General features: G+C 61.6%; 18 protein-coding genes and 4 tRNA genes. 20 read left to right on the top strand and 2 right to left on the bottom strand.

Annotated elements, in window-relative coordinates; translation table 11 throughout:
• Positions 1-67: 67 nt before the first annotated feature.
• Positions 68-958, bottom strand: a complete 891-nt coding sequence (locus FIV35_RS17200) for a LysR family transcriptional regulator (protein ID WP_034114436.1) — start codon at positions 956-958, stop codon at positions 68-70.
• Between the two features lie 148 nt (positions 959-1,106).
• Here FIV35_RS17200 and leuC point away from each other — a divergent pair, with 148 nt between their 5' ends.
• The 19 genes from leuC to FIV35_RS17295 all read left to right on the top strand — a co-directional run bounded on the left by leuC (position 1,107) and on the right by FIV35_RS17295 (position 19,996).
• Positions 1,107-2,525 carry a 3-isopropylmalate dehydratase large subunit gene (leuC, locus tag FIV35_RS17205; RefSeq protein WP_034099176.1) on the top strand — a complete coding sequence of 473 codons (1,419 nt, stop codon included), beginning with the start codon at positions 1,107-1,109 and terminating at the stop codon, positions 2,523-2,525.
• A 10-nt stretch (positions 2,526-2,535) separates the two neighbouring features.
• On the top strand, positions 2,536-3,180 hold the full coding sequence (gene leuD, locus FIV35_RS17210) for a 3-isopropylmalate dehydratase small subunit (RefSeq protein WP_034099174.1): 645 nt from the start codon (positions 2,536-2,538) through the stop codon (positions 3,178-3,180).
• A gap of 136 nt (positions 3,181-3,316) precedes the next feature.
• Positions 3,317-4,081 (top strand): class I SAM-dependent methyltransferase, encoded by a 765-nt coding sequence (locus tag FIV35_RS17215; RefSeq protein WP_034136863.1) that lies wholly within the window; start codon positions 3,317-3,319, stop codon positions 4,079-4,081.
• 53 nt (positions 4,082-4,134) lie between these two features.
• Positions 4,135-5,217, top strand: coding sequence for a 3-isopropylmalate dehydrogenase (gene leuB / locus FIV35_RS17220; protein ID WP_034136864.1), 1,083 nt, complete (start codon positions 4,135-4,137; stop codon positions 5,215-5,217).
• Positions 5,218-5,281: 64 nt separating this feature from the next.
• The gene (gene asd, locus FIV35_RS17225) at positions 5,282-6,394 is read left to right on the top strand and encodes an aspartate-semialdehyde dehydrogenase (RefSeq protein WP_034099168.1); all 1,113 of its coding nucleotides are present in this window, start codon (positions 5,282-5,284) and stop codon (positions 6,392-6,394) included.
• A 237-nt stretch (positions 6,395-6,631) separates the two neighbouring features.
• Complete coding sequence (locus FIV35_RS17230; protein WP_034136865.1) at positions 6,632-7,642, top strand: aspartate-semialdehyde dehydrogenase; 1,011 nt, start codon at positions 6,632-6,634, stop codon at positions 7,640-7,642.
• Between the two features lie 164 nt (positions 7,643-7,806).
• Positions 7,807-10,317 (top strand): FimV/HubP family polar landmark protein, encoded by a 2,511-nt coding sequence (locus FIV35_RS17235; protein ID WP_034136866.1) that lies wholly within the window; start codon positions 7,807-7,809, stop codon positions 10,315-10,317.
• Positions 10,318-10,475: 158 nt separating this feature from the next.
• On the top strand, positions 10,476-11,300 hold the full coding sequence (gene truA / locus FIV35_RS17240) for a tRNA pseudouridine(38-40) synthase TruA (protein WP_034136867.1): 825 nt from the start codon (positions 10,476-10,478) through the stop codon (positions 11,298-11,300).
• A gap of 63 nt (positions 11,301-11,363) precedes the next feature.
• Positions 11,364-11,996, top strand: coding sequence for a phosphoribosylanthranilate isomerase (locus FIV35_RS17245; protein ID WP_034136868.1), 633 nt, complete (start codon positions 11,364-11,366; stop codon positions 11,994-11,996).
• 244 nt (positions 11,997-12,240) lie between these two features.
• The gene (accD, locus tag FIV35_RS17250; RefSeq protein ID WP_034136869.1) at positions 12,241-13,161 is read left to right on the top strand and encodes an acetyl-CoA carboxylase, carboxyltransferase subunit beta; all 921 of its coding nucleotides are present in this window, start codon (positions 12,241-12,243) and stop codon (positions 13,159-13,161) included.
• Positions 13,158-14,465, top strand: coding sequence for a bifunctional tetrahydrofolate synthase/dihydrofolate synthase (gene folC, locus FIV35_RS17255; protein ID WP_034136870.1), 1,308 nt, complete (start codon positions 13,158-13,160; stop codon positions 14,463-14,465). The genes accD and folC overlap by 4 nt, the downstream gene beginning before the upstream one ends.
• Positions 14,449-15,117, top strand: coding sequence for an SPOR domain-containing protein (locus FIV35_RS17260; protein WP_034136871.1), 669 nt, complete (start codon positions 14,449-14,451; stop codon positions 15,115-15,117). The genes folC and FIV35_RS17260 overlap by 17 nt, the downstream gene beginning before the upstream one ends.
• 227 nt (positions 15,118-15,344) lie before the next feature.
• Positions 15,345-15,902, top strand: a complete 558-nt coding sequence (locus FIV35_RS17265; RefSeq protein ID WP_034099153.1) for a CvpA family protein — start codon at positions 15,345-15,347, stop codon at positions 15,900-15,902.
• 41 nt (positions 15,903-15,943) lie between these two features.
• On the top strand, positions 15,944-17,449 hold the full coding sequence (gene purF / locus FIV35_RS17270) for an amidophosphoribosyltransferase (protein ID WP_034099151.1): 1,506 nt from the start codon (positions 15,944-15,946) through the stop codon (positions 17,447-17,449).
• A 65-nt stretch (positions 17,450-17,514) separates the two neighbouring features.
• Positions 17,515-18,726: an O-succinylhomoserine sulfhydrylase gene (locus FIV35_RS17275; protein ID WP_034136872.1), complete on the top strand. Its 1,212-nt coding sequence runs from the start codon at positions 17,515-17,517 to the stop codon at positions 18,724-18,726.
• Between the two features lie 11 nt (positions 18,727-18,737).
• Positions 18,738-19,502 (top strand): SDR family oxidoreductase, encoded by a 765-nt coding sequence (locus FIV35_RS17280; RefSeq protein ID WP_034136873.1) that lies wholly within the window; start codon positions 18,738-18,740, stop codon positions 19,500-19,502.
• A 107-nt stretch (positions 19,503-19,609) separates the two neighbouring features.
• Positions 19,610-19,685: transfer RNA gene (locus tag FIV35_RS17285), tRNA-Val, on the top strand.
• 54 nt (positions 19,686-19,739) lie between these two features.
• Positions 19,740-19,816, top strand: a tRNA-Asp gene (locus tag FIV35_RS17290).
• Positions 19,817-19,919: 103 nt separating this feature from the next.
• Positions 19,920-19,996 (top strand) — tRNA-Asp (locus FIV35_RS17295).
• A 155-nt stretch (positions 19,997-20,151) separates the two neighbouring features.
• Here FIV35_RS17295 and FIV35_RS17300 read toward each other — a convergent pair.
• The gene (locus FIV35_RS17300; RefSeq protein ID WP_083377794.1) at positions 20,152-21,435 is read right to left on the bottom strand and encodes an NAD(P)/FAD-dependent oxidoreductase; all 1,284 of its coding nucleotides are present in this window, start codon (positions 21,433-21,435) and stop codon (positions 20,152-20,154) included.
• A 184-nt stretch (positions 21,436-21,619) separates the two neighbouring features.
• On the opposite strand from FIV35_RS17300, the gene FIV35_RS17305 reads away from it, so the two are divergent.
• Positions 21,620-21,696 (top strand) — tRNA-Val (locus FIV35_RS17305).
• The last annotated feature ends 127 nt before the right edge of the window (positions 21,697-21,823 follow it).

The following is a 21,823-nucleotide window of genomic DNA, read 5'->3' on the forward strand; positions in this document are numbered from 1 at the left end:
CAAAGGGCCTTGGCTCACTCAATGGGCAAACAACGCGGTCCTGCTCAATAAACCGGGACGCAGTAGGTCATGCCGATATCCCCGGGAGATCGACCTGTGCATCCAGCAAGCTCATAAAGGCCCGCGCAGCGTTCGACAGCGTCCTTTCGGTGTGCACGATATAGCCTAGCTGGCGACTGAGCTGTATGCCTGGCAAAGCAACACTGGCCACCTGATCGTCCAGCATGGTGCGCGGCAGCACGCTCCAGGCCAGGCCGATGGACACCATCATTTTGATGGTTTCCAGGTAATTGGTGCTCATCGCAATATTCGGCGTGAGCCCCTGAGCCTCGAACAAACGGCTGACAATATGGTGGGTAAAGGTGTTACCGCCAGGGAATACGGCTGGGTGGCCGGCAATGTCGGCCAGACTCACAGGGCTATCGCCGGCCAGGCTGTGTTCCGGCGCTACCACGAAATCCAGCGGGTCGTCCCAAACGGGGGTGGCGCGCACTAGATGATGAGGGTCGGGCGCCAGGGTGATCACCGCTACTTCGGCACGGCCATGGAGGATTTCTTCGTAGGCCACTTCCGAATCCAGAAACTGAATATCCAAGGCCACGTTAGGGTACTGCCGGGTAAATGTGCGCAGTACCGGCGGCAGGCGATGCAGGCCGATATGGTGGCTGGTGGCAAGGGTCAGGCGCCCGCTGACTTCGCCGGTGAGATTGGTGAGGGCGCGGCGCGTGTCGTCCAGCACATTCAGAATCTGATACGCGCGCGGCAGCAGGGCACGCCCGGCTTCGGTCAGGCCGACCTCGCGGCCCAGGCGGTCGAACAGTCGCACGTTGAGCTGTTGCTCCAGGCCAGCAATGCGCTTGCTGATGGCGGGCTGGGTCAGGTGCAGGCGCTCGCCGGCCCCGGAAAAGCTGCCAGTCTCGGCGATGGCAATAAAGGCATTGAGGTTGGCCAGGTCCATTGTTGTATTCCAGCTGGTAATCCAAAGCATAAAAAATATGAATTTGAGTTATTTAATGTAGCGCCATACCATCAGCCTCACAAGCCAAAGGGTTATTGATACATCTCAAAACCCGGGGCATAGAAAGACCGCTGATGAGGACCGACTGATGGCCGGCAAAACGCTTTACGACAAGCTTTGGGATTCCCATGAAGTGAAACGGCGCGACGACGGTTCGTCGCTGATCTATATCGACCGTCACATCATCCATGAAGTGACCTCGCCCCAAGCGTTCGAAGGCCTGCGGCTGGCCGGGCGCAAGCCTTGGCGCGTCGATTCCATCATCGCCACCCCGGATCACAATGTACCGACCACTCCCGAGCGCAAGGGCGGCATCGACGCCATCGCCGACCAGGTATCGCGCCTGCAGGTGCAAACCCTCGACGACTATTGCGACGAATATGGCATCACCGAATTCAAGATGAATGACGTGCGTCAAGGCATCGTGCACGTCATCGGCCCGGAGCAGGGCGCCACGCTGCCGGGCATGACCGTGGTGTGCGGCGACTCCCACACCTCTACCCACGGTGCGTTCGGCGCGCTGGCCCATGGCATCGGCACTTCCGAGGTGGAGCATGTGTTCGCCACCCAGTGCCTGGTCGCCAAGAAAATGAAGAACATGCTGGTGCGCGTCGAAGGCCAATTGCCTTTTGGCGTGACCGCCAAGGACATCGTGTTGGCTGTGATCGGCAAGATCGGCACCGCCGGCGGGAACGGCCATGCCATCGAGTTCGCCGGCAGCGCCATTCGTGATCTGTCCATCGAAGGCCGCATGACCATTTGCAACATGTCCATCGAAGCCGGTGCCCGCGTGGGCATGGTGGCGGCGGACGAAAAAACCATCGAGTACGTCAAAGGCCGGCCGTTCGCCCCGCAAGGCGCCGACTGGGCCGCGGCGGTCGAAGCCTGGAAAGACCTGGTGTCCGACGCCGATGCGGTGTTCGACACCGTGGTCGAGCTGGATGCAACCCAGATCAAGCCGCAGGTCAGTTGGGGCACTTCGCCGGAAATGGTCTTGGCGGTGGATCAGAACGTGCCGGACCCGGCCAAGGAAACCGACCTGGTCAAGCGCGGCTCCATCGAGCGCGCCTTGAAGTACATGGGGTTGACCGCCAACCAGGCGATCACCGATATCCAGTTGGATCGCGTGTTCATCGGCTCCTGCACCAACTCGCGGATCGAAGACCTGCGCGCCGCGGCGGTGATCGCCAAGGGCCGCAAAGTCGCCTCGACCATCAAGCAAGCCATCGTGGTGCCGGGCTCGGGCCTGGTCAAAGCGCAAGCCGAGGCCGAGGGCTTGGACAAGATCTTCCTTGAGGCCGGTTTTGAATGGCGCGAGCCGGGCTGCTCCATGTGTCTGGCGATGAACCCGGACCGTTTGGAGTCGGGCGAGCATTGCGCGTCGACCTCCAACCGTAACTTCGAAGGGCGTCAGGGCGCCGGTGGCCGTACCCATCTGGTCAGCCCGGCCATGGCCGCCGCTGCTGCCGTCAACGGTCGTTTCATCGACGTTCGCGAATTGATCTGAGGAATACCCGATGCGAGCTTTTACCCAACACACAGGTCTTGTCGCGCCGTTGGACCGTGCCAACGTGGACACCGACCAGATCATCCCCAAGCAGTTCTTGAAGTCGATCAAGCGCACCGGCTTCGGCCCCAACCTGTTCGACGAGTGGCGCTATCTGGACGTGGGCTATGCCTACCAGGACAACTCCAAGCGCCCGCTGAACAAGGATTTCGTCCTCAACGCCGAGCGTTACCAGGGCGCCAGTGTATTGCTGGCCCGGGAAAACTTCGGCTGCGGTTCCAGCCGTGAGCACGCGCCGTGGGCCCTGGAAGAATATGGCTTTCGCAGCATCATCGCGCCGAGCTTTGCCGACATCTTCTTCAACAACAGCTTCAAGAACGGCCTGTTGCCGATCATCTTGAGCGACGCCGAAGTGGACGAGCTGTTCCAGCAAGTGGAAGCCACTGTGGGCTACCAGTTGACGGTGGACCTGGCCGCGCAGACCGTGACCCGTCCGGACGGCAAGGTGTATCACTTTGAAGTGGATGCCTTCCGCAAGCACTGCCTGCTCAACGGGTTGGACGATATTGGCCTGACCCTGCAGGACGGCGATGCGATTGCGGCGTTTGAAGCCAAGCACCGGGCCAGCCAGCCTTGGTTGTTTCGTGATGCGTAAATTGATGTAGGCAGGGCCGGCTTCATCGGGGGCAAGCCCCCTCCCGCCTTTTGAGTTGTGAATACATTCAAATGTGGGAGGGGGCTAGCCCCCGATAGGGCCGGTACCAGCAACACAGCCCTTGAAGGATGCCACCATGACTACCACCGCCCACACCCAAGTCGTGCAAAAACAATTCGGCGAACAGGCCTCGGCCTACCTGAGCAGCGCCGTGCACGCCCAAGGCACCGAATTCGCGCTGCTCCAGGCCGAGCTGGCCGGGCAGGGCGGTGCGCGACTGCTGGACCTGGGGTGTGGAGCCGGTCATGTGAGTTTCCAGGTGGCGCCGCTGGTCAAGGATGTGGTGGCCTACGACCTGTCCCAGCAGATGCTCGACGTAGTGGCCGCCGCCGCGCAGGAGCGCGGTCTCACCAACATAAGCACCGTAAACGGCGCCGCCGAGCGCTTGCCGTTCGCCGATGGCGAGTTCGATTTTGTGTTCAGTCGCTATTCGGCCCACCACTGGAGTGACCTCGGCCTGGCCCTGCGCGAAGTACGCCGGGTGCTTAAACCAGGGGGCGTGGCGGCCTTTGTCGATGTGCTGTCACCCGGCAGCCCGCTGCTGGACACTTACCTGCAAACCGTCGAAGTGCTGCGCGACACCAGCCACGTACGCGATTATTCTGCCGCTGAATGGATGCGTCAGCTCAGCGAAGCCGGTTTGCACGTACGCAACAGCAGCCGCCAACGCCTGCGTCTGGAATACACCTCTTGGGTCGAGCGCATGCGCACGCCACAAGCCTTGCGCACCGCGATTCTTGAGCTGCAGCAAGCGATGGGCCAGGAAGTGCGCGATTACTACGAGATTCAAGCCGACGGCACCTTCAGCACCGACGTGTTGGTAGTGTGGGCCGAGCGCTGATTAATTTTTCCGACCTGTCCCGTGGATGGGTCGCCCGATGAAATGAGGCAAGCATGAGCAAGCAGATTCTGATTCTCCCTGGCGATGGTATTGGTCCGGAAATCATGGCCGAAGCGGTCAAAGTCCTGGAGCTGGCCAACACCAAGTACAGCCTGGGCTTCGAATTGAGCCACGACGTGATCGGCGGCGCCGCCATCGACAAGCATGGCGTGCCGCTGGCCGATGAAACCCTGGAACGTGCCCGCGCCGCCGATGCCGTGCTGCTGGGCGCCGTGGGCGGACCGAAATGGGACAAGATCGAACGCGACATCCGTCCAGAGCGCGGCTTGCTGAAAATCCGCGCGCAACTGGGCCTGTTCGGCAACCTGCGTCCGGCGATCCTCTATCCGCAGTTGGCTGATGCGTCGAGCCTCAAGCCGGAGGTTGTGTCGGGCCTCGACATTCTGATCGTGCGTGAGCTGACCGGCGGCATCTATTTCGGCGCCCCACGTGGCGTGCGCGTGCTGGACAACGGCGAGCGTCAGGCCTACGACACCTTGCCCTACAGCGAAAGCGAAATCCGCCGGATCGCCCGTGTCGGTTTCGACATGGCCCGCGTGCGCGGCAAAAAGGTCTGCTCGGTGGACAAGGCCAACGTACTGGCGTCCAGCCAACTGTGGCGCGAGATTGTCGAAGAAGTCGCCAAGGACTACCCGGACGTTGAACTGAGCCACATGTATGTCGATAACGCCGCGATGCAGCTGGTGCGTGCGCCCAAGCAGTTCGACGTGATCGTCACCGACAACCTGTTCGGCGATATCCTGTCCGACCAGGCCTCGATGCTCACCGGCTCCATCGGCATGCTGCCGTCGGCGTCTTTGGACACCAACAACAAGGGTATGTACGAGCCTTGCCACGGCTCGGCGCCTGACATCGCAGGGCAGGGCATTGCCAACCCGCTGGCGACTATCCTTTCGGTGTCGATGATGCTGCGTTACACCTTCAACCTGAGCGACGCGGCGGATGCCATCGAGAAGGCCGTGAGCCTGGTCTTGGATCAGGGCTTGCGCACTGGCGACATCTGGTCGCAGGGTTGCACCAAAGTCGGTACGCAAGAAATGGGCGACGCAGTAGTCGCCGCGCTGCGGAATCTGTAATCTCTCGGGCCCGCTTGCAGTTGTTGCTGCAAGGCGGCCCACTTTTTAACAAGGTGTAGTTGCGATGAAACGTGTAGGTCTGATCGGTTGGCGCGGTATGGTCGGTTCCGTGCTCATGCAGCGGATGCTGGAAGAGCAGGATTTCGATCTTATTGAGCCGGTGTTTTTCACCACGTCGAACGTGGGTGGCCAGGGGCCGTCCGTGGGCAAGGACATTGCTCCGCTCAAGGACGCCTACAGCATTGACGAGCTGAAGACCCTCGACGTGATTCTGACCTGCCAGGGCGGCGACTACACCAGCGAAGTCTTCCCCAAGCTGCGCGAGGCCGGCTGGCAGGGTTACTGGATCGACGCCGCGTCGAGCCTGCGCATGCAGGACGATGCCGTGATCATCCTGGACCCGGTCAACCGCAAGGTCATCGACCAGCAACTGGACGCCGGCACCAAGAACTACGTCGGCGGCAACTGCACCGTCAGCCTGATGCTGATGGGCCTGGGCGGCCTGTTCGAAGCAGGGCTGGTCGAGTGGATGAGCGCCATGACCTATCAGGCGGCGTCCGGCGCCGGCGCGCAGAACATGCGCGAGTTGATCAAACAGATGGGCGCCACCCACGCCGCCGTCGCCGATCAATTGGCCGATCCGGCCAGCGCGATCCTCGACATCGACCGCCGTGTGGCCGAAGCCATGCGCAGCGAAGCCTACCCGACCGAGAACTTCGGCGTGCCGTTGGCCGGCAGCCTGATTCCCTGGATCGACAAGGAGCTGCCCAACGGTCAGAGCCGTGAAGAGTGGAAGGCCCAGGCCGAGACCAACAAGATCCTCGGTCGCTTCAAGAGCCCGATCCCAGTCGACGGTATCTGCGTGCGCATCGGCGCCATGCGCTGCCACAGCCAGGCGCTGACCATCAAACTGAACAAAGACGTGCCGATCGCCGATATCGAATCGCTGATCAGCCAGCACAACCCCTGGGTCAAGCTGGTGCCGAACAACCGCGAGATCAGCATGCAGGAGCTGAGCCCGACCAAGGTCACCGGCACCCTGAATGTACCGGTGGGTCGTCTGCGCAAGCTGAACATGGGCACCCAGTACCTGGGCGCATTCACCGTCGGCGACCAGTTGCTGTGGGGCGCGGCCGAACCGCTGCGTCGCATGCTGCGGATTCTGCTGGAGCGTTGATCGCCTGAGGCGGTAAGAGAAACCCGCGTTCTGGTGACAGACGCGGGTTTTTTGTTGGGCGTTCGGGTGCTATCGGGGGCAAGCCCCCTCCCACAGTGGCATGTGTTCGCAACTCAAAGCTGGGAGGGGGCTTGCCCCCGATAGCGCCATCCGCCCCACCACACCCCCACGCCAATTGCCTCGCCCCCAGCCACCCGGTAAAGTGCCGCTCCCCCCGCAATGCCCGAGGCAACCCCCATGACCCAGACCTTTGAAGTCGCCGTGATCGGCGCCACCGGCACCGTCGGTGAAACCCTGGTGCAGATTCTCGAAGAACTGGCATTTCCGGTGGGCACTTTGTATCTGCTGGCGGGCAGCAATTCCGCCGGCGCCTCGGTGCCGTTTCGTGGCAAGAACGTGCGGGTCAGAGAAGTCGACGAGTTCGATTTCAGCAAAGCGCACCTGGCGTTTTTCGCCGCCGGCCCGGCCGTGACCATGAGCTTCGCTGCGCGCGCCACGGCCGCGGGTTGCTCGGTGATCGACCTGTCGGGCGCGTTGCCCGCCGAGCAGGCGCCGCAGGTGGTGCCCGAGGCCAATGCCCATCTGCTCGATGGACTGGGCAAACCTTTCCTGCTGAGCAGCCCGAGCCCATCCGCCACATACCTGGCGGTGGCCCTGGCGCCGTTGCGTGGCTTGCTGGATATCCAGCGCGTTAACGTCACCGCTAATCTGGCGGTGTCGGCACAGGGGCGCGAAGCCGTCAGTGAACTGGCCCGGCAAACCGCCGAATTGCTGAATGCGCGGCCATTGGAGCCAACGTTTTTCGATCGCCAGATGGCCTTTAACCTCTTGGCGCAAGTCGGCACGCCAGATGCCCAAGGTCATACCGCCCTGGAAAAGCGCCTGGTACACGAACTGCGCGCCGTGCTGGATTTACCTTTGCTAAAGATTTCCGCAACCTGCGTTCAAGCCCCGGTGTTTTTTGGCGATAGCCTGACTGTCTCGCTGCAATTGGGGGCGCCGGTCGATCTTGCTGCGGTGAATCGCATCCTCGATACCTCGCCAGGGATAGAGCTTGTGGAGGAGGGCGATTATCCAACGGCAGTCGGCGATGCGGTGGGCCAGGATGTGGTCTATGTCGGGCGCGTGCGTGCCGGTGTGGATGACCCGGCGGAACTAAATCTGTGGCTGACGTCAGATAACGTACGCAAAGGCGCGGCGCTCAACGCCGTGCAGCTGGCGCAGTTGTTGATAAAAGGCCTTGTGTAAAAGATACTTGGCGGCAATTTGTAGATTGATTCTAACCAGGCGCTATGCTTGGCCCCAAGCAGGAACAATTGCGTGTCGGTGACCTATCGGCTCGCCATGCCTTTTATGGCAGCGGTTACCAACCTTCTCGCAGGCCGGGGAGCGTTCAAACAAAGGATGAGGCTATGGTTCAAGTTCGCAAACTGGTGTTAGCAATAGCGGCCGCCTCGGCGCTGTCCTCCGGTATGGCGCAGGCGCTCCAGTTGGGGGAAATGACCCTCAAGTCGAAGCTGAACCAGCCCTTGTCGGTGGAAATCGAATTGCTCGATGTCGGCGGCCTCACGGCGTCCGAGATCACGCCGAGCCTGGCGTCTTCCCAGGCATTTGTGGATGCCGGCGTCGATCGTCAGGCGTTTCTCGATGACCTGACGTTCACCCCGGTGGTCAATCCCAATGGTCGCAGTGTGGTGCGCGTCACCTCCAGCAAGCCATTGCCCGATTCCTACATCCGTTTCCTGTTGCAGGTGCAATGGCCCAATGGCCGTTTGATGCGTGACTACAGCGTGCTGCTTGACCCGGCCAAGTTCGATCAGCCAGCCGCCACCACGGCAGCCCCGGCGCCGCGCCTGAGTGCGCCGGCCGTGAGCAAGCCCGCCCAGCACACCACCACTCCCCGCGATACCCTGTGGGAAATTGCCGAAAAGCATCGCAATGGCGCTTCGGTCCAACAGACCATGCTGGCTATCCAGGCACTTAATCCGAGCGCGTTCGTCGACGGCAATATCAACCGGCTGAAAACCGGCCAGGTGCTGCGCCTGCCGGACACCGTCCAAAGTACCGCACTGCCGCAACCCCAGGCGATCGCCGAAGTCAGGGCGCAGAACGAGGCCTGGCGTCAGGGCCGTCGCACGGCGGCCAACCAGGCCACCGGCAAGCAGCAGCTGGACGCCACCAAACGCACCCAGGCAGGCAATGCCCCGGCGACCACCAATGCCAAGGACAACCTGAGCCTGGTCTCTGCCGAAGCGGCCAAGAAAGGCGGCAAGGGTAAGGCTGGCGACAGCCAGGCCCTGAGCGACAAGTTGGCGATGACCCAGGAGCAATTGGACACCACGCGCCGCGACAACGAAGAGCTGAAAAGCCGCGCCGCCGACCTGCAAAGCCAACTGGACAAGCTGCAAAAGCTGATTCAACTGAAGAACGATCAGTTGGCTCGCCTTCAGGCTGAAAAAGCGGACCCTGCCGCCGCCGCGCCGGCGATGTCGGCCCAACTGGCCGCCGACCCCGCTGCCACCCCGGCTGCTCCTGCTGCACCGACCACACCGACCCCAGTGGCCCCGGTGTCTGAACCGATCAAGACGGACGCAGCACCGGCCACCACCGAAGGCAAGTTCAATGAGCTGCTGACCAATCCGATCGTCCTGGGTGTGGTCGGCGGTGCCGCGGCCTTGATTGCACTGCTGCTTTTGCTGCTGGTGTTGCGCCATCGCAATGCTCGCCGCGAAGAAGAAAAGCACCTGCGCATGGCGCGAGCCCTGGCCGAAGAGCCGGAATTCACCTCCAATATCGACCAGGACTTGCCGCCGGACAGTTTTGAAGGCCTGGAAGTGCCACCACCAAACGTCAAACTGGCTGCTGCGCCCGCGCCTGCTGCGGTGAGCGCGCCGGTGGCGGCACCGTCGGTTGCGTCCGTGCTGTCGCCCCTGGCCGCGGCGGTCGCGCCGCAAAACGCCAATGATGCCTTGGCGCTGGCTCAGTCCCATATCGATCGCGGCCTGCTCAACCAGGCCGCCGACGTATTGGAGCAAGCGATCAAGCATGAGCCCAAGCGCAGCGATCTGCGCCTGAAGCTGATGGAGGTCTATGGCCTGCAAAACGACAAAGACGGCTTCGTCACCCAAGAGCGTCAACTGGTGGCCAACGGTGAAAACCACGCCCAGGTCGAGCAGCTCAAGGCGCGCTTCCCGGCGATGGCTGTGCTGGCGGCGGGGGTCAGTGCCGCGGTGGCCGCCGCTGCCCTTGACGCTCAGTACGTCAAGGAGTTGCTGGAAGATAAGCCGGCGCAGCAGTCGGAAGCGTTCGATACCGATTTCGACCTGAGCCTGGACGAGCTGGAGTCGGCATCCCCAGCCGAACTCAAGGACGATCAGCAGACCTTCGAATCCCTGCTCAAGGAGCAAACCCAGGCCCAGGCCGCCACCGATGAACTGGCGGATTTCGATTTGCAACTGGACGCACCGGCGTCGGCGCAGTCGGACGACGATTTCCTCTCGGGTCTGGAAAGCGAGATGAAGGATGTACCGGCCGTCGAGCCGCCAACGTTGACCCCCGCGGCGCTGGACGACTTCGAACTGCCGGAAGATTTCGATTTGTCACTGGCGGACGAACCCGAAGCAGAGGCCAAGCCGGATGCGTTTGCCTCGGAGCTGAACGACGTCAACGCTGAGTTGGATCGCCTGTCTCAGAGCCTTGAGCACCCGTCCTTCACGGCGCAGGACGCTGCGCTGGGTGACGATGAGCCAGAGTTTGACTTCCTCTCCGGCACCAATGAAGTGGCCACCAAGCTCGACCTGGCCCAGGCCTATATCGACATGGGCGATGCGGATGGTGCGCGGGACATCCTTTCCGAAGTGCTCACCGAGGGCGACGAGGTGCAGCGCGGCGAGGCCAAGGAGATGCTCGGCCGGCTGGCTTGATGACCGGTCAGTGACGCAGCGGCGGCCTTCGGGTCGCCGTTTTGCTTTGCAGCCCACCAAACACATGGCGTCCGCGGCGAGCCGCCTTATAATGGCCGCCTTTGCGCAACTCATCAGGCTCTCAGTTCTTGGCAAATATAGATAACGCGGCCGCCGAAATGGCGGCCGCAGGCTTTTACCGCATCGCCTTGGGCGTTGAATACAAAGGTTCGCGCTATCGCGGCTGGCAGCGCCAGGCGTCCGGCGTGCCGACGGTGCAGGAAACCCTGGAGAATGCGCTGTCCAAAGTCGCCGACTCGCCGGTGTCGCTGATGTGCGCCGGGCGCACCGATGCCGGCGTCCACGCGTGCGGCCAGGTGGTGCATTTCGATACCCAGGCCGAGCGCTCGATGAAGGCATGGGTCATGGGCGCTAATATCAATTTGCCCCATGACGTCAGCGTCAGCTGGGCCAAAGTGATGCCCGCGCATTTTCACGCGCGTTTCAAGGCCATCGCCCGGCGCTACCGTTACGTGATCTACAACGACCAGATCCGTCCGGCCCACCTCAATGAAGAGATCACCTGGAACCATCGCCCGCTGGACGCCGAACGCATGGCCGAGGCGGCGCAGCATTTGGTCGGTGTACATGACTTCAGCGCGTTTCGTGCCGGCCAGTGCCAGGCCAAGTCGCCGATCAAGGAAGTTCATCACCTGCGTGTGACCCGTCACGGCAAGATGATTGTGTTGGATATTCGTGCCGGGGCGTTCCTGCACCATATGGTGCGCAATATCGCTGGCGTGCTGATGACCATCGGTGCCGGCGAGCGCCCGGTGGAATGGGCCAAGGAAGTGCTGGAAAGCCGCATCCGGCGTACCGGGGGGGTGACGGCGCACCCGTTCGGGCTGTATCTGGTGCAAGTGGAGTACCGGGACGAATTTGAGCTGCCGGAGCGTTTTATCGGGCCACACTTCCTGACCGGCTTCAGCGAACTTGGCGGCTGACGCCCGGAAAAGCTTTTGTTACCATCCGGGACTTTCGCGGTCCAACCCCGAGGTTTCTACGACATGTCAGCCGTTCGCAGCAAGATTTGCGGGATTACCCGCATAGAAGACGCGCTGGCAGCCGTCGAGGCGGGGGCGGATGCCATCGGCCTGGTGTTTTATGCCAAAAGCCCGCGGTCGGTGAATGTGTTGCAGGCGCGGGCCATCATTGCCGCCTTGCCGCCGTTCCTGACCACCGTGGGGTTGTTCGTCAACGCCAGCCGTTGCGAACTCAACGAAACCCTGGATGCCGTGGCGCTGGACATGCTGCAATTCCATGGCGACGAGACCCCCGAAGAATGTGAAAGCTATCAGCGGCCTTACATCAAGGCGCTGCGAGTCAAGGCCGGCGATGACATCGCCAGTGCCTGCGCCGCCTATGCCGGTGCGCGGGGCATACTGCTGGACACCTACGTCGAAGGTATTCCGGGCGGCACGGGTGAAGCGTTCGATTGGTCGCTGATTCCGCAAGGGTTGAGCAAACCGATCATCCTGGCCGGCGGGCTCACCCCAGCGAATGTCGGGGCGGCCATCCAGCAAGTCAGGCCCTATGCGGTAGATGTCAGCGGTGGGGTGGAGCAGGCCAAAGGCATCAAGGATCACAGCAAGATTCGCGCGTTCATGCAGGCCGTGCGCGACAGCAATGGCGGGATGTGACGGCTGGCAGTCTGCCGCCGTCCATAACTACCACTGTGTAAAACAGCCCGACGCCGTCTGTGGGTGGCTCGGAAACGAAGTGGCAACCTTGCGTTGGCAGGTTGTCTGGAAGGCTGAGGGCACTGGCTGGAAATGGCAGGTCGAACGTCTGACCCCGTCCAGTTTGTGTCATCGCCACATATGAATTTAGCTCAAGGGCATACGCGGGGCTGAGTTCAAGCCACCGGTACTGGAGAAAGAAAGCATGAGCAACTGGTTAGTAGACAAACTGATCCCTTCGATCATGCGTTCCGAGGTGAAGAAAAGCTCGGTTCCTGAAGGTCTGTGGCACAAGTGCCCATCCTGCGACGCGGTGCTGTACCGCCCCGAGCTGGAAAAGACCCTGGACGTTTGCCCCAAGTGCAACCACCACATGCGTATTGGCGCTCGCGCCCGCATCGACATCTTCCTCGACGCCGATGGCCGTAATGAGTTGGGCGCCGACCTGGAACCGGTCGACCGTCTCAAGTTCCGCGACGGCAAGAAGTACAAGGACCGTCTGAGCGCCGCACAAAAGCAGACCGGCGAGAAAGACGCACTGATTTCCGTCAGCGGTAAGCTGCTGGGCATGCCGGTCGTCGTGTCGGCGTTCGAATTTTCCTTCATGGGCGGCTCCATGGGCGCCATCGTTGGTGAGCGCTTCGTACGCGCCGCCAACTATGCGCTGGAAAACCGTTGCCCGATGATCTGCTTCGCCGCCTCCGGTGGTGCGCGTATGCAGGAAGCCTTGATCTCCCTGATGCAAATGGCCAAGACCTCCGCGGTACTGGCGCGTCTGCGCGAAGAAGGCATCCCGTTTATTTCCGTGCTGACCGACCCGGTCTACGGCGGCGTTTCCGCCAGCCTGGCGATGCTGGGTGATGTGATCGTCGGCGAGCCAAAAGCCCTGATCGGCTTTGCCGGCCCGCGCGTGATCGAGCAGACCGTGCGCGAAAAGCTGCCCGAAGGTTTCCAGCGCAGCGAGTTCCTGCTGGAGCACGGAGCCATCGACATGATCATTCCGCGCGGCGAACTGCGTCCGCGCCTGGGCAACCTGCTGGCGCAAATGATGGGCTTGCCGACGCCGGTATACGTTGCGCCCAAGGTCGAGCCGATCGTGGTGCCGCCGGTGCCTGCAAACCTATGACCCAACGAACCCTGGGCGAATGGCTCGCCTACCTTGAGCAGTTGCATCCTTCCGCCATCGACATGGGCCTGGAGCGCTCGCAACAGGTAGCGGCCCGCCTCGGGTTGGGCCGGCCGGCACCGCGCGTGATCACGGTGACCGGCACCAACGGCAAGGGCTCTACCTGTGCCTTTGTCGCCGCGTTGCTGCAGGCCCAAGGCCTGAAGGTGGGCGTGTACAGCTCGCCGCACCTGCTGCGCTACAACGAGCGGGTGCAGATCAATGGCGTCGAAGCCACCGATGCGCAACTGTGCGACGCCTTTGCCGCGCTTGATGCCGGGCGTGGCGATATTTCCCTGACTTACTTCGAAATGGGCACTCTGGCGGCGTTCTGGCTGTTCGAGCGTGCGCACCTGGATGTGGTGGTGCTGGAAGTGGGCCTGGGCGGGCGCCTGGACACGGTTAACGTGGTGGATGCCGACCTGGCGCTGGTCACCAGTATTGGCGTGGATCACGCCGATTATCTGGGCGACACTCGGGAATCCGTGGCGTTCGAGAAGGCCGGAATCTTCCGCCAGGGCAAGCCTGCGCTGTGCGGCGATCTTGACCCGCCGCAGCCATTGCTGGACAAAGCGCGCACGCTGAATTGCCCGTTTTTCCTGCGAGGCCGTGAGTTCAAACTTGAGATCGGCGAGCGGCACTGGCAATGGCAGGGGCGTGATGCGCGCGGACAGGTCGTGACGCTGGGTGACCTGCCGCTGTTGAATCTGCCGATGGAAAACGCTGCGCTAGCACTGCAAGCCTATCTGCTACTGGATCTGCCGTGGAATGCCGAGCAGATTGCTGCGACCTTGTTGGCGACCCGGGTGACCGGGCGCCTGGATCGTCGTGTGGTCCAATGGCAAGGCAAGCGCTTGAATCTGTTGCTGGACGTGGGGCATAACCCCCACGCCGCCGACTACCTGGCGCGCCGCTTGGCGTGCACACCGCCGGTCGGGCGACGTCTTGCGGTCTTCGGGTTGCTGGCCGACAAGGATCTTGATGGGGTGCTTGCGCCTCTACTGAGCAGCGTCCAGGCGTGGGCGGTAGCGCCGTTGGATACGCCGCGCAGTCGTCCTGCCGCGGAATTGGCGGCGGCGCTACAGAACCTTGGTGCACCGGTGACGTCGTATACAAGCGTCATCGCAGCCCTTGAGGCGCAGTGTGCGGTGGCAATGCCCGAGGACGAGATTCTGTTGTTCGGATCATTTTATTGTGTTGCCGAGGCGCTTGAGTGGTTGGCCCGGCGCTCCACGGAGGAAGCTGCACATGGCATTACTGGATAGCGCTTACAAGCAGCGGATGGTCGGCGCGCTGGTGCTGGTGGCGTTGGCGGTGATTTTCCTGCCGATGCTGTTTTCCCGCCAGGACGAACAGCGCCAGGTGGTGGTCGAGGCCCCGGCTGCGCCTCAGGCGCCAGCAGTGCCGCAGGTACAGGTTGAGCCGGTGGTGGTGCCTGAGCCGCAAGCCTTGCCGGAAGAAGAACCCGTGCCAAGCGAGGAAGACCTGGCGACGCAACAGGCGCCGTCGATGCCGGTGCAGCCAAGCGTGCCGGTGGTCAAGCCTGCTCCGGCACCTGCGCCAGCGACCGCAGCGGCCAAGCCTGCAGCGCCCGCGCCGGCACCCAAGCCGGTGGCGCCACAGCCCGCCGCCCCGGGCAAGCCGGACGTGGGGCAGAGCCGTATCGACGCCAATGGTCTGTCGATCAGCTGGTCAATCCAGGTAGCCAGCCTGGGCAATCGCGACGGTGCCGACGCCTTGCAGAAAAAGCTGCGGGCTCAAGGGTACAACGCTTATATCCGCAGTGCTGACGGCAAGAATCGGGTATTTATCGGGCCGTTGATCGAGCGTGCCGAAGCCGATCGTTTGCGCGATTTGCTCGATCGTCAGCAGGGTCTGAAAGGTTTTGTGACCCGTTTCCAGCCTGAGCGTGGCTGATTCAAGCCGACCAATCGTTCTTAGTGTGGGAGGGGGGTTGCACCAATGGCGATTTAGCGGTCGGCGCATGAATGACTGATCCAGCGCCATCGGAGGCAAGCCTCCTCCCACATTGGTTTGTCATGGGCGTCACAAACCATTGATTTGCTAAGCAGCTGCAATCACCGCTTACCGACAGCCCGACGCTCTGCTAAAATGCGCCGCCTTATCCGTCCGTAGGCTCAAACGTGCCATTTACCTGGGTTGATTGGGCGATTGTCGCAATCGTCGCCATCTCCGCTTTGATCAGTCTCAGCCGCGGCTTCGTCAAAGAAGCCCTGTCGTTGCTGACCTGGATCATCGCAGGAGTCGTAGCCTGGATGTTCGGTGGTTCACTGTCGGTTTATCTGGCCGGTTACATCGAGACACCTTCGGCTCGCGTCATCGCGGGCTGCGCCATCATGTTCATCGCCACGCTGCTGGTGGGGGCAATGGTCAATTATCTTATTGGCGAGTTGATACGCGTCACCGGCCTCTCCGGGACCGATCGATTTCTCGGCATGGCCTTCGGCGCCGCGCGTGGTGCGTTGCTGGTGGTCGTGGCGGTCGGGCTGTTGAGCCTGGGGCCGGTACAGCAGGATGCATGGTGGCAGGAGTCGGTACTCGTGCCAAAATTTCTATTGGTTGCAGATTGGTCCAAGAACCTCATATTGGGGTGGAGCAGTCAGTGGCTGGCCAGCGGCATCAGCGTACCCGCTGATATGCCGTTCAAGGAGCACCTCTTACCGGCCAAAACGCCTCAGTAAGCGGTACTCAGTCAAGATCCATTAAGTAGGGGTTGCGTCGCATGTGTGGCATCGTCGGTATCGTCGGTAAGTCGAACGTCAATCAGGCGCTGTATGACGCGCTAACCGTCCTCCAGCACCGCGGCCAGGATGCTGCCGGTATTGTGACCAGCCACGACGGCCGGTTGTTCCTGCGCAAGGATAATGGCCTGGTACGTGACGTGTTTCATCAGCGTCACATGCAGCGGCTGGTCGGTCACATGGGCATTGGCCATGTGCGCTACCCGACTGCCGGCAGCTCCACTTCGGCCGAAGCCCAACCGTTTTACGTCAACTCGCCTTACGGCATCACCCTGGCGCACAACGGTAACCTCACCAACGTTGAGCAACTGGCCAAGGAGATTTACGAGTCTGACTTGCGCCACGTCAACACCAGCTCCGATTCGGAAGTGCTGCTCAACGTGTTCGCCCACGAGTTGGCTCAGCGCGGCAAGCTGCAACCCACCGAAGAGGACGTGTTCGCCGCGGTCACCGATGTGCACAACCGTTGCGTAGGTGGCTATGCGGTAGTGGCCATGGTGACTGGCTACGGCATCGTCGGTTTCCGCGACCCCCATGGCATCCGCCCGATTGTGTTCGGCCAGCGTCACACCGACGAAGGCGTCGAGTACATGATCGCCTCGGAAAGCGTATCCCTGGACGTGTTGGGCTTCACCCTGATCCGCGATCTCGCGCCGGGTGAAGCGGTGTACATCACCGAAGATGGCAAGCTGCACACCCGTCAGTGCGCCGTGGCGCCGAAACTCACGCCGTGCATCTTCGAACACGTCTACCTGGCGCGTCCGGACTCGATCATCGACGGTGTGTCGGTGTACAAGGCGCGCCTGCGCATGGGTGAGAAACTGGCCGAGAAAATCCTGCGCGAGCGTCCCGAGCACGATATCGACGTGGTGATCCCTATTCCGGACACCAGTCGTACCGCTGCGCTGGAACTGGCTAACCACCTGGGCGTCAAGTTCCGCGAAGGGTTCGTCAAGAACCGCTACATCGGCCGTACTTTCATCATGCCGGGTCAGGCAGCACGCAAGAAGTCGGTGCGTCAGAAGCTCAACGCCATCGAGCTGGAGTTCCGCGGCAAGAACGTGATGCTGGTGGATGACTCCATCGTGCGCGGCACCACCTGCAAGCAGATCATCCAGATGGCCCGCGAAGCTGGGGCGAAGAACGTGTACTTCTGTTCCGCCGCACCCGCCGTGCGCTACCCGAACGTGTACGGTATCGACATGCCGAGCGCCCATGAGCTGATCGCCCATAACCGCACGACCCAGGACGTGGCTGATCTGATCGGCGCCGATTGGCTGATCTATCAGGACCTACCGGACCTGATCGAAGCGGTCGGTGGCGGCAAGATCAAGATCGACCAGTTCGATTGCGCCGTGTTCGACGGCAAGTACGTGACCGGGGACGTCGACGAGGCGTACCTGGACAAGATCGAGCAGGCGCGTAACGACTCGTCGAAGATCAAGACCCAGGCGGTCAGTGCGATCATCGACCTGTACAACAACTGAGTAGACACCGGCCCTGAGGGGCCGGTTTTGTATCTTAAATACCGTATTGAGTAAGGAGTGGCAGCATGAGTCAGGAATGGGATGCCGGTCGGCTGGACAGCGACCTCGATGGCGTAGCTTTCGATACCCTGGCTGTGCGCGCCGGCCAGCATCGCACGCCGGAAGGTGAGCACGGCGATCCGATGTTCTTCACCTCCAGCTATGTGTTTCGTACCGCTGGCGATGCCGCTGCGCGCTTTGCCGGTGAAGTGCCGGGCAATGTGTACTCGCGCTACACCAACCCTACCGTACGCGCATTCGAAGAGCGCATTGCGGCCCTGGAAGGCGCCGAGCAGGCGGTAGCCACCGCGACCGGCATGGCAGCCATCATGGCGGTGGTGATGAGTTTGTGCAGCGCCGGCGACCATGTGCTGGTGTCACGTAGCGTGTTTGGTTCGACCATCAGCCTGTTCGAAAAATACTTCAAGCGCTTCGGCGTCGAAGTGGACTACGTGCCCTTGGCGGACCTGTCCGGCTGGGACGCGGCCATCAAGGCCAACACCAAATTGTTGTTCGTCGAGTCGCCGTCCAACCCGTTGGCCGAGCTGGTAGACATTGCCGCCCTGGCCGAAGTGGCGCATGCCAAAGGTGCAATGCTGGTGGTCGACAACTGTTTCTGCACACCAGCCTTGCAGCAGCCGCTGAAGCTGGGTGCGGACGTTGTGGTGCATTCGGCGACCAAGTTCATCGACGGCCAGGGTCGTTGCATGGGCGGTGTAGTGGCTGGTCGCGGCGAACAGATGAAGGAAGTGGTGGGCTTTTTGCGCACCGCCGGCCCGACCCTGAGCCCGTTCAACGCCTGGATCTTCCTCAAGGGCCTGGAGACCCTCAGTCTGCGCATGAAGGCCCACTGTGCCAACGCTCAGGCGCTGGCCGAGTGGCTGGAGCAGCAGGACGGCATCGAGAAGGTTCACTACGCGGGCCTCAAGAGCCATCCGCAGCACGAGTTGGCCCAGCGCCAGCAGCGTGGTTTCGGCGCTGTGGTGAGTTTTGAGGTCAAGGGCGGCAAGGACGGCGCCTGGCGCTTTATCGACGCCACGCGTTTGATCTCCATCACCGCCAACCTGGGTGACAGCAAAACCACCATTACCCATCCGAGCACTACGTCCCACGGACGCTTGGCACCGCAGGAGCGGGAAGCGGCCGGTATCCGTGACAGCCTGATCCGCATCGCAGTCGGCCTGGAAGACGTGGCCGACCTGCAGGCCGACCTGGCTCGCGGGCTGGCGGCCTTGTGATCGAGTGGGCCATGGAAGCCGCGGTAGCCAGTAACGGCCGTGTTGCGCTGGTGACCGGCGCGGCGCGGGGCATTGGCCTGGGTATCGCGGCGTGGTTGATCAGTGAGGGTTGGCAAGTTGTGCTGACGGACCTTGATCGTGAGCGCGGTGCCAAGGTGTCCAAGGTGCTGGGCGATAACGCCTGGTTTATCAGCATGGACGTGGCCGACGAGAAACAGGTCGCCCAAGGGGTTGCCGAAGTGCTCGGGCAGTTCGGGCGCCTGGACGCCCTGGTGTGCAATGCGGCGGTTGCCGATCCGCATAACATCACCCTGGAAAGCCTGGATCTGGCGTATTGGAATCGTGTGCTGGCGGTTAACCTCAGTGGGCCGATGTTGCTGGCCAAGCATTGTGCGCCCTACCTGCGTGCCCACGGTGGCGCAATCGTCAATCTGGCCTCGACCCGTGCGCGGCAATCGGAGCCGGACTGTGAAGCCTATGCGGCGAGCAAGGGCGGGCTGCTGGCGCTGACTCACGCGCTGGCTATCAGCTTGGGGCCGGAAGTGCGGGTCAATGCCGTCAGCCCTGGCTGGATCGATGCACGTGATCCTGCGGTGCGGCGCGCTGAGCCGTTGAGTGACGCCGATCATGCTCAGCATCCGGCCGGCCGGGTCGGCACGGTGGAGGATGTGGCGGCGATGGTGGCGTGGTTGCTGTCGCGTCAGGCCGGGTTTGTTACCGGGCAAGAGTTCGTCGTGGACGGTGGCATGAGCAAGAAGATGATTTACAGCGAGTAGGGCGCAGGGCTGTCTTGAAGCAATTTTGTCTTTTTTGGAAAAACTTCAAGCGGGCTATTGACTTAGGTCTGCTACCTGCGTAAATTTCGCGGCCTCAACGAAGCAAAGGGTGATTAGCTCAGCTGGGAGAGCATCTGCCTTACAAGCAGAGGGTCGGCGGTTCGATCCCGTCATCACCCACCACTTCTTGAGAGTTTTGCCTTCGGGCAAGACGCAACGTTAAGGTTGCACCGACGCGCAGCGGTAGTTCAGTCGGTTAGAATACCGGCCTGTCACGCCGGGGGTCGCGGGTTCGAGTCCCGTCCGCTGCGCCATATTTTCCAGGTCTGATACATCGGGCCTGAGATTGAACAGCCAAGGTTGATCAGTCAGACGTTTAATGACGGTAGAGATGTTGCTCTGCCGGTCAAGCGATACGCAGCGGTAGTTCAGTCGGTTAGAATACCGGCCTGTCACGCCGGGGGTCGCGGGTTCGAGTCCCGTCCGCTGCGCCATATCTGCCTCAAGGCCCACTGAACGCCTTGAAGCACAAAGCAAGCTAAAAGCTGTTTTGATCCGATAGCAAAAACCCTGGTCGAAAGACCGGGGTTTTTTGTTTGTGCGATTTGCAACGGATTTTGGAGCCGGCGAACCGGCTCCAGCGACCTATTCAGAAGCCCAGCTTGTCCCGCAACCCGTAATACCACGCCCCCATCGCCGCAAACGGCGTACGCAACAGTTGCCCGCCCGGGAACGGGTAGTGCGGCAGGTCGGCGAATGCGTCAAAGCGCTCTGCCTGGCCTCTCAAAGCCTCCGCCAGTACCTTGCCTGCCAAGTGCGTGTAGGTCACGCCATGGCCGCTGCAGCCTTGGGAATAGTAGATGTTGTCGCCCAGGCGCCCGACTTGCGGCAAGCGAGACAGAGTCAGCAGGAAGTTACCCGTCCAGGCGTAGTCGATCTTCACGTCCTTGAGTTGTGGGAAGGCCTTGAGCATTTTCGGATGGATGATCGCCTCGATGTTGGCTGGGTCGCGCGCGCCATACACCACGCCGCCGCCGAAGATCAGGCGTTTATCGCTGGTCAGGCGATAGTAGTCGAGCAAGTAATTGCAATCTTCGACGCAGTAATCCTGCGGCAGCAGCGAATTGGCCAAGTCATCGCCCAGCGGCGCAGTGGTGATGACTTGGGTGCCGCACGGCATCGACTTGGCCGCCAACTCCGGCACCAGGTTACCCAGATAGGCATTGCCCGCAACGATGATGAACTTGGCTCTGACCTTGCCTTCGGCGGTATGCACCACGGGGCTCGCGCCTCGCTCGATACGTACCGCCGCCGATTGCTCGTAGATCGTGCCACCCAGGGATTCCACGGCGGCGGCTTCGCCCAATGCCAGGTTGAGCGGATGGATATGGCCGCCGCTCATGTCTAGCAGACCGCCTACGTAGTTCTCGCAGGCCACCACCTCGCGGATACGACGCTCGTCCAGCAGCTCTAGTTGTGTATGGCCGTAGCGTTCCCACAGACGCTTTTGCGACTCCAGATGGGCCATGTGCTTGCTGTTGAGCGCGGCGAAAACTCCACCATCTTTCAAGTCGCACTGAATCTGATACTTGGCCACCCGTTCGCGAATGATCTTGCCCCCTTCGAACGCCATTTGCCCCAGCAACTGCGCCTGCTTGGGCCCGACGCTGCGCTCGATCACGTCGATATCGCGGCTGTAGCTGTTGACGATCTGTCCGCCATTGCGGCCCGAGGCGCCGAAACCCACTTTCGCGGCCTCCAGTACCGTAACGCGAAAGCCGTGCTCCAGCAGGAACAGTGCGCTGGAAAGACCGGTATAGCCGGCGCCAATCACACACACATCGGTTTCGACCTCGCCTTGCAGCACAGGGCGAGGTGTAACGGCGTTGGCGGAAGCGGCGTAATACGACTGGGGGTAGGGGGTGTTCGCCATCCTGGAACCTCTGTTTTATATTTTTTACGAGTGCGTCGATCCTACCTGAGTTGAAAATCGGCTGCCAGCCATGCAAAAACTGCGGGTGATGTGGCCCTCGATAAAAAATTCGCATATTCATAGGGTTAGCTACGAAAAAGATGTTGACACACCTTCGGAATTCCGTAGAATGCCGCCTCACAGCAGGCACGTAGCTCAGTTGGTTAGAGCACCACCTTGACATGGTGGGGGTCGTTGGTTCGAGTCCAATCGCGCCTACCAAACAAAATCCGCTCTGCTGGGCGGTTTAGAAGGGCTCACCGAAAGGTGGGCCCTTTTTTGTTGTCGAAATTACCGCAATGGAAATGGACAGCAAGACTAAAGTCCCCGGTAATCAAGCCGATAAAGT

Origin of the sequence: Pseudomonas rhodesiae, from assembly GCF_007858255.1 — a bacterium.
In the GTDB taxonomy this organism is placed as follows: Bacteria; Pseudomonadota; Gammaproteobacteria; order Pseudomonadales; family Pseudomonadaceae; genus Aquipseudomonas; species Aquipseudomonas rhodesiae.

Excerpts from the sequence above, each read along its gene's own strand:
- folC (WP_034136870.1), top strand. The coding sequence starts at position 13,158 with ATGACCCAACGAACCCTGGGCGAATGGCTCGCCTACCTTGAGCAGTTG.
- FIV35_RS17215 (WP_034136863.1), top strand. The coding sequence starts at position 3,317 with ATGACTACCACCGCCCACACCCAAGTCGTGCAAAAACAATTCGGCGAA.
- FIV35_RS17200 (WP_034114436.1), bottom strand. The coding sequence starts at position 958 with ATGGACCTGGCCAACCTCAATGCCTTTATTGCCATCGCCGAGACTGGC.
- FIV35_RS17280 (WP_034136873.1), top strand. The coding sequence starts at position 18,738 with ATGGAAGCCGCGGTAGCCAGTAACGGCCGTGTTGCGCTGGTGACCGGC.
- accD (WP_034136869.1), top strand. The coding sequence starts at position 12,241 with ATGAGCAACTGGTTAGTAGACAAACTGATCCCTTCGATCATGCGTTCC.
- leuD (WP_034099174.1), top strand. The coding sequence starts at position 2,536 with ATGCGAGCTTTTACCCAACACACAGGTCTTGTCGCGCCGTTGGACCGT.
- FIV35_RS17245 (WP_034136868.1), top strand. The coding sequence starts at position 11,364 with ATGTCAGCCGTTCGCAGCAAGATTTGCGGGATTACCCGCATAGAAGAC.
- asd (WP_034099168.1), top strand. The coding sequence starts at position 5,282 with ATGAAACGTGTAGGTCTGATCGGTTGGCGCGGTATGGTCGGTTCCGTG.
- FIV35_RS17230 (WP_034136865.1), top strand. The coding sequence starts at position 6,632 with ATGACCCAGACCTTTGAAGTCGCCGTGATCGGCGCCACCGGCACCGTC.
- leuC (WP_034099176.1), top strand. The coding sequence starts at position 1,107 with ATGGCCGGCAAAACGCTTTACGACAAGCTTTGGGATTCCCATGAAGTG.
- purF (WP_034099151.1), top strand. The coding sequence starts at position 15,944 with ATGTGTGGCATCGTCGGTATCGTCGGTAAGTCGAACGTCAATCAGGCG.
- leuB (WP_034136864.1), top strand. The coding sequence starts at position 4,135 with ATGAGCAAGCAGATTCTGATTCTCCCTGGCGATGGTATTGGTCCGGAA.
- FIV35_RS17235 (WP_034136866.1), top strand. The coding sequence starts at position 7,807 with ATGGTTCAAGTTCGCAAACTGGTGTTAGCAATAGCGGCCGCCTCGGCG.
- FIV35_RS17275 (WP_034136872.1), top strand. The coding sequence starts at position 17,515 with ATGAGTCAGGAATGGGATGCCGGTCGGCTGGACAGCGACCTCGATGGC.
- FIV35_RS17300 (WP_083377794.1), bottom strand. The coding sequence starts at position 21,435 with ATGGCGAACACCCCCTACCCCCAGTCGTATTACGCCGCTTCCGCCAAC.
- truA (WP_034136867.1), top strand. The coding sequence starts at position 10,476 with ATGGCGGCCGCAGGCTTTTACCGCATCGCCTTGGGCGTTGAATACAAA.
- FIV35_RS17260 (WP_034136871.1), top strand. The coding sequence starts at position 14,449 with ATGGCATTACTGGATAGCGCTTACAAGCAGCGGATGGTCGGCGCGCTG.